This window comes from Stenotrophomonas sp. 2201_Sma (assembly GCF_056486685.1).
In genome coordinates this window covers 2,283,396-2,297,879 of the sequence record NZ_CM151329.1, presented here as the reverse complement: position 1 = coordinate 2,297,879, position 14,484 = coordinate 2,283,396, and the positions used below count along the sequence as shown (strand labels likewise).

The 14,484-nt window shown below is 65.2% G+C and carries 12 protein-coding genes; 8 read left to right on the top strand and 4 right to left on the bottom strand.

Annotation, left to right across the window (positions count from 1 at the left end; translation table 11 throughout):
• Positions 1-4: 4 nt before the first annotated feature.
• Positions 5-1,276 (bottom strand): site-specific integrase, encoded by a 1,272-nt coding sequence (locus ACZLIF_RS10760; RefSeq protein WP_005413373.1) that lies wholly within the window; start codon positions 1,274-1,276, stop codon positions 5-7.
• Entirely contained in the window at positions 1,273-1,686 is a 414-nt protein-coding gene (locus tag ACZLIF_RS10755; protein WP_012480230.1) for a MerR family transcriptional regulator, read from the bottom strand. The genes ACZLIF_RS10760 and ACZLIF_RS10755 overlap by 4 nt, the downstream gene beginning before the upstream one ends.
• A gap of 90 nt (positions 1,687-1,776) precedes the next feature.
• Between ACZLIF_RS10755 and ACZLIF_RS10750 the strand changes: the two genes are divergently transcribed.
• Genes ACZLIF_RS10750 through ACZLIF_RS10720 form a run of 7 tightly spaced genes read left to right on the top strand, consistent with a single transcriptional unit; the run spans position 1,777 to position 10,482 of the window.
• Entirely contained in the window at positions 1,777-3,735 is a 1,959-nt protein-coding gene (locus ACZLIF_RS10750) for an FTR1 family protein (protein ID WP_478461933.1), read from the top strand.
• A 24-nt stretch (positions 3,736-3,759) separates the two neighbouring features.
• On the top strand, positions 3,760-4,377 hold the full coding sequence (locus ACZLIF_RS10745; protein WP_005413376.1) for a cation efflux transmembrane domain-containing protein: 618 nt from the start codon (positions 3,760-3,762) through the stop codon (positions 4,375-4,377).
• Positions 4,374-4,730, top strand: a complete 357-nt coding sequence (locus tag ACZLIF_RS10740) for a hypothetical protein (protein WP_012480228.1) — start codon at positions 4,374-4,376, stop codon at positions 4,728-4,730. The genes ACZLIF_RS10745 and ACZLIF_RS10740 overlap by 4 nt, the downstream gene beginning before the upstream one ends.
• 55 nt (positions 4,731-4,785) lie before the next feature.
• Positions 4,786-6,063 carry a TolC family protein gene (locus ACZLIF_RS10735; protein WP_043033510.1) on the top strand — a complete coding sequence of 426 codons (1,278 nt, stop codon included), beginning with the start codon at positions 4,786-4,788 and terminating at the stop codon, positions 6,061-6,063.
• On the top strand, positions 6,060-7,010 hold the full coding sequence (locus ACZLIF_RS10730; protein ID WP_021201906.1) for an efflux RND transporter periplasmic adaptor subunit: 951 nt from the start codon (positions 6,060-6,062) through the stop codon (positions 7,008-7,010). The genes ACZLIF_RS10735 and ACZLIF_RS10730 overlap by 4 nt, the downstream gene beginning before the upstream one ends.
• Positions 7,011-7,018: 8 nt before the next feature.
• Positions 7,019-10,210, top strand: a complete 3,192-nt coding sequence (locus tag ACZLIF_RS10725) for an efflux RND transporter permease subunit (RefSeq protein WP_128989306.1) — start codon at positions 7,019-7,021, stop codon at positions 10,208-10,210.
• The gene (locus ACZLIF_RS10720; RefSeq protein ID WP_019184735.1) at positions 10,207-10,482 is read left to right on the top strand and encodes a hypothetical protein; all 276 of its coding nucleotides are present in this window, start codon (positions 10,207-10,209) and stop codon (positions 10,480-10,482) included. Before ACZLIF_RS10725 ends, ACZLIF_RS10720 begins: the two co-directional genes overlap by 4 nt.
• 15 nt (positions 10,483-10,497) lie before the next feature.
• On the opposite strand, the gene ACZLIF_RS10715 is transcribed toward ACZLIF_RS10720, so the two are convergent.
• Together ACZLIF_RS10715 and ACZLIF_RS10710 are read right to left on the bottom strand one after the other, a co-directional pair.
• Entirely contained in the window at positions 10,498-11,595 is a 1,098-nt protein-coding gene (locus ACZLIF_RS10715; protein WP_043033512.1) for a UvrD-helicase domain-containing protein, read from the bottom strand.
• Complete coding sequence (locus tag ACZLIF_RS10710) at positions 11,573-13,153, bottom strand: ATP-dependent nuclease (RefSeq protein WP_026070029.1); 1,581 nt, start codon at positions 13,151-13,153, stop codon at positions 11,573-11,575. Before ACZLIF_RS10710 ends, ACZLIF_RS10715 begins: the two co-directional genes overlap by 23 nt.
• Before the next feature lie 274 nt (positions 13,154-13,427).
• Between ACZLIF_RS10710 and ACZLIF_RS10705 the strand changes: the two genes are divergently transcribed.
• Positions 13,428-14,480: a DNA-binding protein gene (locus ACZLIF_RS10705; protein ID WP_021201903.1), complete on the top strand. Its 1,053-nt coding sequence runs from the start codon at positions 13,428-13,430 to the stop codon at positions 14,478-14,480.
• Positions 14,481-14,484 lie beyond the last annotated feature (4 nt).

Genomic DNA, 14,484 nt, shown 5'->3' with positions numbered 1-14,484 from the left:
GGGATCAGTCCCAGTGCCGGCCGTCGTCTGTACTGAGCGACGCTTCCAGGAAGCACTGGTGCGTATCGGCCATGCGGTGCATGTCATCGAGCAACGTGGCCAGGATTTCATCCAGATCCCTTTCGGGATCGGTGGGAGCAGTCAACTGGTACTCGCTGCTGGCGGTGTTCAGGCGCACAGCCTGGAACGGGGCCAAGCAGATCTCTTCAATTCGGCCTCGGGCCTTGGCCGCGCCGCGGCCCGTGCGGGCAAACGGGGTCAGCACCATGCGCAGGCGCAGCTGCAGGGCCGATTTGCCCTCCGGCGCCGGCAGTGCCATCGCCGGTACCGGCACGGTTGGACTGGGCAGGCTTGCTTCAATGCGGTCCCGGGCAAACGGGTCACGCCCGTCCAGGTAACGCATGGCCGACTGCACATCGCGCCAGCCCACGTACTCCATCAAGGCCTTCATGTCCCAGCCTTGGTCGTTGGCCCAGCTGGCAAAGCCGCGGCGCAACGAATGGCTGCTGTGGAGCCCCGCATCGGCAAAGCCTGCACTGGTCAGCAACTCGCGCAGCAGGCGCACCAAGCTGTTGGGATGCAGGCCTTCGGCGCTCACCTGGCCCCATTGGTTGACTGCCCGAAACACCGGCCCTTCTTGCAGGTCGGCCGCCTGCAGCCACGCCTGGGTCGCCTCCACCGGACATAACCGCGACAGCGCCGGCACCTTGTAGGTGACGCCGGCTGCTTGGCGATCACCCTTGCTGCGTGGCAAGAAGCAGGTCATCCCCTGTCCCGGCACCAGCGTGAGATGGGCCACGTCCAGACGCAGCAGTTCATCGCCACGGAATCCCCGCCAGAACCCGAGCAGCACCAGCGCTCGGTCTCGTTGATGGCGCAGCGCCGCCGGCCCATCGCCCCGGGCATGTGCCGCAGCGATCGCCGCGGCCAGCCAGTCATCGAGCTCGACCAGCCGCCGAATCTGGAGCGGCGCGGCTTGCTTGACCTGGCCCGGGTGCAGGGTCTGGATGCCTTTGAGCACCTTGCGCACCAGCGGCGATCGGGTCGGGTCGACAAAGCCGTGGTCGCGGTGCCAAGAGGCGATGGCCGCCAGACGTTGGCGGAGGGTGCTGGTCGCCAAGGTCTGCGCATAAGCGGCCAGGTACCGGGCCACGCTGTCAGGTGTCGCTGGGAGGTGGCCTTGCCATTCAACCTCGAAGTGCCGCAGCGCCGACGCATAGCTGCGCACCGTGTTCTGGCGCGTGGCCGCATCGAGGTAGCGGTCCAGTTCGGTCACTGGCGCGTGGCCTCCACCGAGGTCGTCTGGCGCAGCGTCGACAGGATGGTGCATTCCGCCCGCTGCCCGCCATGGCAACTGGCAATCACCCGTTCCAGCTCGCTGGCCATGCGCTGCAGGTCGGCCATGCGGGCGCGCACGTCGGCCAGATGGCTGCGGGCCAACCGGTCCACGTCCCCGCACGAAAGCTCCTCATCGCCGGCCAGCTGCAGCAGGCTGCGGACCTCCTCCAGGCTGAAGCCCAGGTCCCGGCCACGCGCAATGAAGCGCAGCCGCTCGATGTCGGCCGGGCCATAGACCCGGTAGCCGTTGCCCGTGCGCCCCGGGCGCGGCAGCAACCCGATCCGCTCGTAATAGCGAATCGTCTCCAAGTGGCATCCGCTGGCGTCGGCAGCCTCACTGATTTTCATTCGTAGTACGCTTGACTCCGTAGTAGCTACGGACTTTACGCTGAACCCGTATCCGCCGCCACTCCGGCCGCGGCGCTGCATGTGACGACCATGCCACTGCCCATCGCCTTGATTCGCTACTGCCTGATTGCCTTGCTGATCGGCTGGGTTCTGCCCGCTTCTGCTCAGGCGGAGCCTGCCGCAGCAGACCTGCGCCAAACCTGGCAGATGCTCGATTACATCGCGGTCGACTACCCCGGCGCGGTCCAGGCCGGTCGCGTAATTGCCCCCAACGAATACGCCGAAATGAGCGAGTTTGCCGGCGCCGTGCGCAGTCAGCTGGCAGCATTGCCCAGTGGCCAGAACCAGCAGGAGCTGACGGCCCAGGCCGACCGCCTGGTCCAGGCGGTGGCAGAGAAGGCCGACCCGGCGCAAGTGGCAACGTTGGCGCGCGGGCTCGGCACGACGCTGTTGGCCCGCTACCCGATCGGCGCTGTTCCGGCGAGCGCGCCGAAGACCTCCCAGGCCGCGTCCATCTACAGCCAGCAGTGCGCGGCCTGTCACGGCCCCACAGGTCACGGTGATGGCCCCGCCGCGCAAGCGTTAAGTCCGCCGCCGATCGCGTTCACCGATGCCACTCGCGCCGCGCAGCGAACGCCGCTGTCGTTGTACGAGGTCATTTCCCAGGGTGTGCCGGGTACCGGCATGGTCAGCTTCTCTGGGCTGTCAGAAAGTGATCGCTGGGCGTTGGCATTCTATGTGGGCAGCTTGGGGTACTCCTCGCAAGCCAAGGCTCAAGGTGAGGCGTTATGGCGCACCAGTGCCGAGGCCCATACGCACATTCCCTCGCTCGAAGCGCTGACACGCACGCGAGAGGCCGATCTTGCCACCACGATGCCCGCCGATCAGGCAAACGCGATCATCGCCTACCTGCGTTCGCAGCCACAGGTAGTAAACGAAGCGGTACCAGGAGCCGATCGCTTTGCGGTGGCGCGGCAGCGACTGGCCGCCAGCCAGCGCGCTTACGCTGATGAGGACCTGGCTCAAGCCAAAAAGCTTGCGCTCTCGTCCTATCTGGATGGTGTAGAGCCGCTTGAACCCACGCTGGCCACGCGCAATCCGTCATTGCTGCGAGAGATCGAGACGGCCATGGCAGGCTACCGCGCGCAGCTGGATCAGCATGCGCCCGCGGCTGACGTTGCCGGGCAGGCAGCGCAAATTGCCCAGCTGTTTGATCGCGCGGACGTGGCGCTGCAGGACACCCGAATAGGCGCCAGCACCGCGTTTCTAGGCAGCTTTACCATCTTGGTACGCGAAGGACTGGAAGCGCTGCTGATCGTGATTGGTATCGTGGCGTTCTTGCGTAAAGCCGAGCGGTCTGATGTGTTGCCGTATGTGCATGCGGGTTGGATCTGCGCGTTGTTGGCAGGCGCAGCTACCTGGGCGGTGGCCACTTACTTTGTTGATATCAGCGGTGCGAACCGGGAAGTCACTGAGGGCGTCTCGGCCTTGTTCGCTGCCGCTGTCCTGCTCAGCGTAGGCATCTGGATGCACCAAAAGAGCCTTGCAGGGCGGTGGCAGGAGTACCTGCACGCCAAGCTGACGACTGCGCTGACACGGCGCTCGGCTGTTTTCCTGTTCATGCTGGCCTTTGTCGCGGTGTACCGCGAGGTGTTTGAGACGATCTTGTTCTACATCGCGATGTGGAGCGATCAGGCGTCCACCGCCATCCTCGCAGGCCTGGCGGCGGGAATCGCGGTGTTGGCTGCGGTGGCGTACTGGATGCTGCGCATGAGCAGGCGGCTGCCGATTGGCCGGTTCTTTTCGATCAGCTCGATTCTCATCGCGGTGATGGCGGTCATCCTGATCGGTAAAGGCGTGGCCGCGTTGCAGGAAGCGGGCTGGATCTCTCAAACACCGCTCGCGTTGCCGCGCATCGAGTGGATCGGCCTGTATCCCACCTGGCAGTCGCTGCTGGCGCAGGTATTGGTAGGCACCGCCGCCATCGTGGCGTTCCTCGCCAATGCCCGTTCCGGTGTGCGTAGACAGCCAGGCGCAAACAAGCAATGAAACAACACAGCAGAGGACCAAGACATGAGTGATTGCGGGTGCCACCACGAAGCCAAGAACAAGGAGGAGCGACGCATCCTCTGGATCGCCTTGGTCCTGAATGCAGCGATGGCCGTGATCGGCGGCATTGCCGGCTGGATTGCCCATTCCACCGGGCTGCTGGCTGACGCGCTGGACATGCTGTCTGACGCCACCGCCTATGCCATTGGCCTGGTCGCTATCGGGCGCACGGCGCGCTTCAAGGCCAACGCCGCGTGGGTCAGTGGCAGCGTGCTGCTGGTGCTGGGCGTAGGCGTGCTGGTCGAAGTCGGCCGCCGGGTGATGTACGGCGCCGAGCCGGTCAGCGGTTGGATGATCGGTACCGCTCTGGTCTCGCTGGCCGTGAACCTGAAGGTGCTCCGTATGCTCGCCCCCTTGAAGTCTGGCGAAGTGCATCTGCGAGCGACCTGGCTGTTTACCCGCGCCGATGTGGTGGCCAACGTTGGGGTGATTCTGGCCGGCCTGTTGGTGTGGTGGCTGGCCAGCCCCTACCCGGATTTCGTGATCGGCGCCCTGATCGGCCTGTATGTGATCAAGGAGGCTTTCGAGATCTTGGGTGATGCTCGCCGGGCGCGTGCCGACGCGCGCAAAACGCCTGCATGACAGCGCTTGGCCGGCTGAGCTGTGGCCTGCGCTGGCTGCTGCTGGCGCACTTGGCCGTGGGCCTTGTGACGCAGCCGGTGCTGGCAGTGGTTGGCGAGCTCCATGCTCAAACCCATCTGGCCGCGGCCGACCATGACCCGGCAGTGGCATCACCAGCTTCCGAGCGTGGCGTAGACGCCGCGCTGCACCGGCTACAGCAGCTGGTGCTGTGCTGTAGCCAGGCCGCGCCGGCTCCAGAAATAGTGTTGGCCATTGCTCATATCGGCCGGCATTGGCCGTCGGCGACAGCCCATGCGGACAGATATCGGCATGAGCACCTGCTCGCGCCGTTCCGGCCGCCGATCGCAGGGTGATGCGCGCCGGCGTGCGCCGGATCCCTGTTGGCTATCGAAAATTCTGGAGTACTTCATGCATGTGCGATTGGCGGCCCTGGCCGCGTGGCTACTGTTGAGCGCGGCGGCAACGCCGGCGACAGCAGAAGAGCTGATGACCTTGGACGACGCGTTTGCACGCGTGGCCCAAACCCACCCCGAGCTGCGCCTGGTCGATGCGCGAGCCACGGTGCTCGCTGCCGAGCGCGACCAGGCCGTGCAGCGGCCACCGTGGACGTTGGGGGCGGAGGTTGAAAATGCGCTGGGCACGGGCGCGGCCCGTGGCCTGGACAGCGCGGAGTTGACCTTGAGCCTGAGCTCGGTCCTGGAGCGCGGCGGCAAGCTCGACGCCCGCCGCACCTTGGCCCAAAGCCGGATTGATGCACTGGCCGTGCAGCGCGAGACCAGGCGGCTGGACCTGCTCGCCGAGACGGCGCAGCGCTATTTGGCCGTTGTCGGTGCCGACCGGCAACGCAGCCTGACGAACATGGATGTCGGCCAGCGCCAGCGGACCGTCGCCGCTGCCCGGCAGCGCCTGCAGGCTGGCGCGTCTCCCGAATCGGTGATGCTCACCGCACAAGCAGCACTGGCGAGAGCAGAGTTGACCCGTGATCGGGCCGAGCAGCAGCGCATTGCCGCCCGGCAGCACCTTGCTGCCCTCTGGGGCGAACGTGCTCCGAGCTTCGAGGTGGCCGCGGCGGATCCCATGACCCTGCCGGCGATCGCGTCCATGCAGTCGCTGGCCGAGGAATTGGAGCGCACTCCCGAGTTGGCGCAGTTTGCCGATGCCCGCCGGATCGCGCAGGCACGACTGCAGCTGGCGCGTTCGGCGGCCTCGCCGGACTTGTCGTGGCAGCTGGGCGTGCGCCGCCTGCAGGAGACTGACGACACCGCGCTGGTGGCCAGCCTGTCCATGCCACTGGGCAGCCGCAGCCGCGCGCAGCCGGAGATCCGCGCCGGCGAAGCCGAGCTGGAGGTTCTGACGATCGAGCGCGAGGCCAAGGGCCTGTCGCTGTATTCCACGCTGGTCGAAGCCCATGGTCGCTACACCGTGGCGCAGGCCGAGGTGGCACGGCTGCAAGGCGAGGTGCTGCCGAAGTTGGCCCGGGCTGAGAAGGCCGCCGAGCGCGCCTATCGCGCCGGCGCGATCAGCTACCTGGAATGGGCACAGCTGCAGTCCGAACGCACGGCCATGGCCCAGCAGCAGCTGGACGTGGCGCTCGATGCGCAGCGCGCCCTGATCGAAATTCAACGCCTGACCGGCCAAGCGCTTGTCGCGCCGCCGGCGGCTGCTTCCACCGGAGAGACCCCATGAATCGCTTTTCTTGGACCGCACTGGGCATGGCCCTGATGATGCTGGCCGCCTGCAACGCGTCGGCCCCCAACGAAGCGTCCGAAGGCGGCGCCGCCGCTGAGGGCGAAGAGCACGGCGAGCACGAGGAAGCGCCGCTGGAAACCAAGATTGCCGCCAAAGCTGCGCAGGCAGCGGGTATCCAGGTCGCACCGGCAGGCCCCGGTGAGATTGCTGACGAGCATGAGGTGCAAGGGCTGTTGACCCCGATTGACGGTCGCATCGCGCAGGTCACGGCACGCTTCCCCGGACCGGTCCGCTCCGTGCGTGCGGGCGTGGGTGATCAGGTACGGGCCGGCCAGGCACTGGCCACGGTAGAGAGCAACCTGAGCCTGACCACCTATACCGTCACCGCGCCGATCAGTGGCGTGGTCATGGCGCGCACGGCCGCCGTAGGCATGGCCGCCGCTGAGGGCGCGCCGCTGTTTGAGGTCGCCGACCTGTCCACGCTGTGGGTGGACCTGCACATCTTCGGCGCCGACGCCCAGCACATCGGTGCTGGCGTGCCGGTGACGGTTACCCGCTTGAGCGATGGCGTCACCGCACAGACCACCTTGGAGCGCGTCCTGCCCGGCACCGCCACCGCCAGCCAAAGCACCATTGCGCGCGGCACGGTGGCCAACACCGATGGCCTGTGGCGGCCGGGGTCGGCGGTCAAGGCGCGGGTCACCGTGGATCGCCAATCGGCAGCGTTGGTGGTGCCGATCACGGCGCTGCAGACCGCAGAAGACCAGGACGTGGTCTACGTGCAGCAGGGCGAAACCTACCACACCCGGCCGGTGAAGCTGGGGCGCCGCGACGCCGAACGCGCCGAAGTGCTGGAAGGCCTCAAGGCCGGTGAACAGGTGGTGGTGGCCCAAAGCTTCCTGATCAAGGCCGACATCGAAAAGTCCACCGTGGAAGAAGAATGAGGCCCGCCATGCTCGAACGCCTCATTGGGCTGTCCATCCGCCATCGCTGGCTGACGCTAGTGCTCACCGCTGCGCTGGTTGCGCTGGGCGTGTGGAGCTACCGTCACCTTTCCATTGACGCCACACCCGACATCACCAACGTCCAGGTCCAGATCAACACCCAGGCCCCGGGTTACTCGCCGCTGGAGGCCGAACAACGGGTCACCTTTGCCATCGAAACGGCCATGGCCGGTCTGCCCAAGCTGGACTACAGCCGCTCGCTGTCGCGCTACGGGCTTTCGCAGGTCACCGTCGTCTTCAAGGACGGCACCGACCTGTACTTTGCCCGCCAGCAGGTCGCCGAGCGCCTGCAGCAGATCGCCTCCCAGCTTCCCGAAGGGTTGGACCCGGAAATGGGGCCGATCTCCACCGGGTTGGGCGAGATCTTCATGTACACCGTGGAGGCCGAGCCCAACGCTCGCAAGCCCGACGGCACCCCGTACACGGCCACGGACCTGCGCACCCTGCAGGACTGGGTGATCCGGCCGCAGCTGCGCACCACGCCCGGCGTCACCGAGGTCAACACCATCGGCGGCTTCGAGCGGCAGATCCACATCACTCCCGATCCAGCTCAGTTGGTGGCGCTGGGCTTCACGTTGAACGACGTGGTCGCCGCGGTCATGCGCAACAACCAGAACATCGGCGCCGGCTACATCGAGCGCAACGGACAGCAGTTCCTGGTGCGCGTGCCGGGCCAGCTAGCCAATCTGGAGGCAATCGGCAACATCGTGCTGGACCGGCGCGATGGCGTGCCCATTCGGGTGCGCGACGTCGCTAGCGTGGGCGAAGGCAAGGAGCTGCGCACGGGCGCGGCCACCCAGAATGGCCACGAGGTCGTGGTCGGTACCGCCTTCATGTTGTTCGGCGCCAACAGCCGGGAAGTCTCCCAGGCGGCCGCGGCCAAGCTGGATGCCGCCAACGCCAGCCTGCCTGCCGGCGTCCATGCCAAGGCCGTCTATGACCGCACCGCGCTGGTGGATCGCACCATCGGCACGGTGTCCAAGAACCTGATCGAGGGCGCGCTGCTGGTGGTGGTGGTGCTGTTCCTGCTGCTGGGCAATGTGCGCGCCTCGTTGATCACCGCGGCGGTGATCCCGTTGGCGATGCTGTTCACCATCATCGGCATGGTGCGTGGCGGCGTGTCGGGCAACCTGATGAGCCTGGGCGCGCTGGACTTCGGCCTGATCGTGGACGGGGCGGTGATCATCATCGAGAACTGTCTGCGCCGGTTCGGCGAGGCGCAGCACGCGCTAGGCCGCCAGCTCAACGATGAAGAGCGCTATGACCTGACCGCCTCGGCCACCGCCGAGGTGATCCGTCCCAGCCTGTTTGGCCTGGGCATCATCGCCGCGGTCTACCTGCCGATCTTCTCGCTGTCCGGGGTAGAAGGAAAAATGTTCCACCCGATGGCGATCACGGTGGTGCTGGCCCTGACCGGCGCCATGGTGTTGTCGCTGACCTTCGTGCCGGCGGCGATCGCCAGCTTCCTGCGCGGCCGTGTGGCTGAGCACGACAACCGCCTGATGCGCTGGTCGCGTGCCCGTTATACGCCGCTGCTGGATTGGGCCCTGCGTCGGCGCGTGGTGGTGCTGGCCGGCGCGGCCGTGCTGGTGGTGGGCTGTGGCGTGCTGGCCACCCGCTTGGGTTCGGAGTTCGTGCCGAGCCTGGATGAGGGCGACATCACCTTGCAGCCCATGCGTATTCCCGGCACCAGCTTGGAGCAGTCGGTGGCCATGCAGGAAACGCTGGAGAAGCGCCTGGCCCAGTTCCCGGAGGTGGCCAACATCTTCTCAAAGATCGGCACCGCCGAGGTGGCCACCGATCCTATGCCGCCGTCGATGGCCGACACCTTCCTGATGCTCAAGCCCCGCGACCAGTGGCCCGACCCGCGCAAGCCCAAGGCCGAGCTGGTGGAAGAGCTGGAGGCGGCGGCCAAGGAAATCCCGGGCAGCAACTACGAGTTCACCCAGCCCATCCAGATGCGCACCAACGAGTTGATCTCCGGCGTCCGTTCGGACGTGGCGGTCAAGGTCTACGGCGACAACCTTGACCAGTTGACGCGCCTGGCCAGCCGGGTCGAGCGGGTCATGCGTAGCGTCCCCGGCGCCGAAGACGTCAAGGCCGAGCAGGTCTCCGGCCTGCCGCTGCTGACCATCACGCCAGATCCGGCGGCATTGGCACGGTATGGCCTGAACCCGGGCGATGTGCAGGAAACGGTGGCCACCGCCATTGGGGGCAGTGTTGCCGGCCAGTTGATCGAGGGCGACCGCCGCTTCGACCTGGTCGTGCGCCTGCCCGAAGCGCAGCGCCAAGACCCCGCTGTGCTGGCAGATCTGCCCATTCCGCTGCCGGCAAGCACCAGTGTCGATGAGTCCAGCCGTCTGGCCGCCGGCGCCAATGGGGGGCCTCGCACGGTGCCGCTGCGGGAAGTGGCGAAGATCCAGGTAGAGCGCGGGCCCAATCAGATCAACCGCGAGAACGGCAAGCGCCGCGTGGTGATCACCGCCAACGTGCGCGAGCGCGATCTGGGCGGGTTCGTCGGCGAGTTGCGCACACGCATCGGCCAGGATATCGCGCTTCCAGAGGGCTACTGGATCGATTACGGCGGCACCTTCGAGCAGCTGATCTCGGCCACCCAACGCCTGGGCGTGGTCGTTCCGGTGACACTGGCGTTGATCTTCGCTCTGCTATTCATGGCCTTCGGCTCGGCCAAGGATGCGGCCATTGTGTTCAGTGGCGTGCCGCTGGCGCTGACCGGCGGTGTGCTGGCACTGGCTCTGCGCGGGATTCCGTTGTCGATCTCTGCCGGCGTGGGCTTCATCGCGCTGTCGGGCGTGGCCGTACTCAACGGGCTGGTCATGATCGCCTTCATCCGCCGTCTGCGCGAACAGGGCGATCCGCTAGACGACGCTGTGCGCGACGGCGCCCTTGGACGCCTGCGACCGGTGTTGATGACCGCCCTGGTAGCCTCGCTGGGCTTCCTACCCATGGCCTTGAATGTCGGTGCTGGCTCGGAAGTGCAGCGGCCGCTGGCCACTGTCGTCATCGGCGGCATCGTCTCATCCACCGCATTGACCTTGTTGGTGCTGCCGGTGCTCTATCGTTGGCTGCATCGCGACCGAGCTCCCCGCGCCGGTAGCACTGCTTTGGAGTCCCCATGAACGAGCTCAACCTGGAACAGGTCCGTGCGGCGATGTTTACCGACCCGGGCGTGAAAGCGGTGGACGACCTGCGCCTGGTCGCCGGTGAGCATGGCCGTGCGATCGCGGCCACCATCACGGTCGCGGCGCCCTCGGTCGACCTGGACCTGGTGCATGCTGTGATTGCCCAGGTCCTGGCCGATCAATTCGGCATCGATCAGATCATGCTGTGTTTCAACGACCCGGGCCCGGTACCGCCGCCGCCCACCGCGGCGCCGTTAAAGAAGATGTGATCGCAGCCCCTGGCTCTATGCGTCTGCGCTGGCAGGCGCATAGAGCTGATGACCCGGCAACGCGCACGCGCCGGCATACACAAAGGCCACGCTTTGCCGCGCCCGGGTGAAGGCCACGTAGTATTTCGGCGGCGCGGTGATACGCGCTGCATCGGCCGTGCGCAGGTACTGCGTCAACGGCCCGTTCGGAAAGATGAGGACCCGACTGTAGGTGCGGCCCTTGCACTGCCCAAAGTTCACCGCCGGCAGTCCGTCGCACGCCTGCCGCCGGTCATGCCGGAGCACGGTGGGGGCGAACTCCTGCATGTACGCGGCCACATCCCCTGGAGCGACGAGGTAGATGCCATCGTGTCCGGTGACCTCGCCATTGCCTGATTGGGTCCGCGGCATCTGCGGATAGAGCGTGTCAGCCATATCGCACAGGGCCTGGACGCAGCGCAGACTGGTGAGGCGGTGATCCAGCCGGCATAAGCCGTCGGCCTCCCAAATCTGAAACAGCGCTGCCAGATTCGGACCACGGTATTGGCTGTACCTTTGCGCATAGTTGGTCGCATACGTGGCTTGGCGCGTATCGCCTACCAACGTGATGGCAATCTCGCTCTTCAACAGCCGTTCGACCAGATCCAGATCAAAGCCGGCCAGATCCTGGACTTCGTCGATGTAGAGCTCGTCGTACATCGCCGCCAATCGCGCCACGACCTGGCCTTGGGTCAGCTCATCGCAGCGCACAGCGAAATCGGCCGCTCGGTCCGAATACATCCGGTTGCCCGCCAGGTAGTGGCGCGCCACCTGGGTGCGTGGGGCGCGGTTGTTGGTGACACCTTCTACGAACAGGATGGTCTCGATGCGAGGCTCAGGGCAAAGCGCAGCCTGGTACGGGCGAATGCACTGGCGCAGCAGAAAGCCATACCAGCTGTGCAAGGTGACATGCGCGGGGACCGCGCCTGCGTGGGCCTCAAACGAGCGCCGGATCTCTTCCAGGTTTTCCAGCGTGTAGGTGACAATCGCGATGCGGCGCTCAGGTCGCTCCAAGGCCTGCCGGACCAGCAACGTGGTCTTGCCCGAGCCGGCTGCCGAGAGCAGGACCCGGTTAGGTGATGGCACGCTGGACATAGTCCGGGAACCTGATCGAGTGCGGGCTATTGAAAATCGCCAAGGCCGTATCGGTCTTATGGCCCTTCATGTACTTGAGCAGCGCCACCTCATCGGCAAAGGCCTTGCCCAGCACGGTATTGAGTTCGGCCAGCGAGTTGGCTTTGATCAGCTGCTCTTCCAGCGAAGGGGCGCTCTCGTCGGAATCGTAATAGATCGCGTTGATGTGCTCGGCATAGCGCTCTTGCACAACTGCGATATCACCGTCGTTGTCGGTGATCACCTTGGCCTGAATCCTCAGTCGATCGGCAATCTGCAAGAAGCGTTTGAATGCCAACGACTTGACCGAAATGATGTCTACGCCGTGAGCCATCGGCGCCACGCCGTGATGGTCACTGTAGGCACGCTGCACGATCAGTTCGTCGGAAGGGCCTTCCACCAGGATCGCCTGCTTGGCCAGGATCAACCGCAGCGTGTCGTGGCCCGGCAGCTTCATGAAATAGTCGTGGGTATCGCTGGGCAGCTGGTCCAGCTTCATCTGGCCTTGCGCGCTGAACAGGATCACGTTGTCCACGCCCAGCTTGTTCAACACGAAGCTGCTGTGGGTGGCGATGATCACCTGCTGGGCGGTGGAGAGGGCCGCAATCTTGTCGATCAGCTGGGTCATGCTGGAATAGGACAGATGGTTCTCCGGCTCCTCGATCAGCAGCACGTGAGCCGCGCCGGCCGCGTGCATCGCCAGCTTCATCTTCACCGCGCTTTGCTCGCCCTTGCCGGCCTGGGTGAACGGGAGCTCATCCAGGTAGGGTGACAGGCTGGTTTCCCACGTTGAGCGCGGCGATGTGTCCACGCCTACCGTCAATGCCCTGTGGCTGATGTCCCCGGTGTGCTCGGTCAAGTAGGCATTGATCGCTGCCACATCCGCTTCTTCGGAAAAGCTCTGCCGCATGCGGCGGAAGCTCAGCGACAGCGAGACGCGCTGCGCAGGCGTCAGTGCCTGCTCGATGATGCCGGCGATATAGCGATCGGCACCGGACAAGGTCTTGATGCCGTGCGTGTCGATGATGGTCGAGTCGAACGGAATACTACGGGCGGTGACGCCATTGTTGGCGAAGGAGTACCAGCGCACCGTGTAGTACTCCACCGGCAGGCTGACCGCGCCCTGGTGCTGCTGCAGGTAGGCGTTGAACTCCTCGCGGTAGTCGTCGTTGAGCTCGACCAGCAGCCGGATGCCGGCGGTATCCAGACGCAGGGAGTTGTTGGTGCCGCGTAACGACGCCAGCGCGGCGTCGGCGCCCAGATAGGCTTCGATGGAGATCCGTGGCGGCGAGGCCGGCGTGCCCGTGGCAAGCGCTCCCAAGTACTCCTGCACCGTGGGCTGGTGGAACAGGTAGGGCGTGAGCTCGTAGGCAAGATTGCGCCCATGCAGCTGGCCGGTGACCACCGCGTGGATGGCCTCCAGCAGGGTGGATTTACCGACCTCGTTGTCGCCCACCACCAGGTTCATGTGGGCATTGAGGGGCAGGTCCAGATGGCGAAACGACTTGAAGTTGTCGATGACGATACGTTCGATCGGCATGCACAGTCCTATGATGGCCAACGGGCTCGGTGGCGGAGCCTGCCTGCACCCTGGCTGGCCTCCTTTCCGCTCTGGGCCATACTACCCAGCGATCGCCGGCCCTGGGCGGTTTCGTACTGCTTGGGACGCCGGGAAGGGTCAGAATCCGCCTTACGCGGGATAATTCAATATTATCCCGTATAACTATTTTCGCCGACGAGCGGTCGTCTACCTGCTTTAATAGTATGTAATTACATGGTATGTAATACATTACGAAATAAAGTGAGGTGGCACGATGGCGCGCGCAGGACTCTATAAGAGTGACGTCCAGAAGGCGCGCGACGCGCTGCTGGCCCAACGCAAGAAGCCGTCAGTCGACGCGGTGCGAGTGGCCTTGGGCAACACGGGCTCCAAGACCACGATCCACCGCTACTTGCGTGAACTGGAAGGAGAGGAAGGCGGCGGTCCGGCGAGGACGGTAGCCGTTAGTGATGCTTTGCAGGACTTGGTTGCGCGCTTGGCCTCGCGGCTCCAGGAGGAAGCAGAGGCCATCCTCACCCAGGAGCGTGAGCGCCATCAGGCTGAGCTCCACAGTCGGCAACAGGCGCTTTCCGGTGCCCAAGAGGAGGCTGCCGCCTTGAGCAGTCGGCTGCAGCGCACCGAAGCAAGCCTGCACCAAGAGCAAGCTGCTCACGCCCTCCTTCAACAGAATCTAGGTGACAGGATCGCGGAAATCGCCCAGTTGAACGAGCGCATCGCTGGCATGACGGTGCGGCTGGCTGATCATGAGGCGCATACGCGTTCTCTGGAGGACAAGCATGCCCATGCCCGGGAAGCGCTTGAGCACTACCGCACTTCAACCAAAGAGCAGCGTGAGCAAGAGCTTCGCCGTCACGAGCATCAGGTCCAAGAGCTGCAAGTAGCCTTACGTCAGGCCAATGAAGCCTTGGGCGCGAAGAATCAGGAGCTGTTGGTGCTGAACCGCGACAATGGTCAATGGCTGGAGCGCCACGGGCGGATTGAGCGTGAGCTTGCCCAGCTACGACAGGCCCACGAAGGCCAACACAGCGAGGTCGTGGCGTTGCGCCAGACCGCGACGGACTATTTGGCACTGCAGGAGCGCTGGAAGACTGACGCCAAGACCTTGGATACCATGCGCAACGAGCTAGCTCAAGTTCAAGACACCCTTGCGCGGGAGCGTGAGCGCCGCGAGAGCGCTGAAGCCGATGCGTTGCGTGCCAATGCACGTCTTGAAGCGCTAGAGCCTCTACTGAATCAACTGACGCCAGCACAAAATGCGGTGAAGAAAACTCGGCGCGGCCATGCGCAAGATGGGGGAGCCGACTGACGAG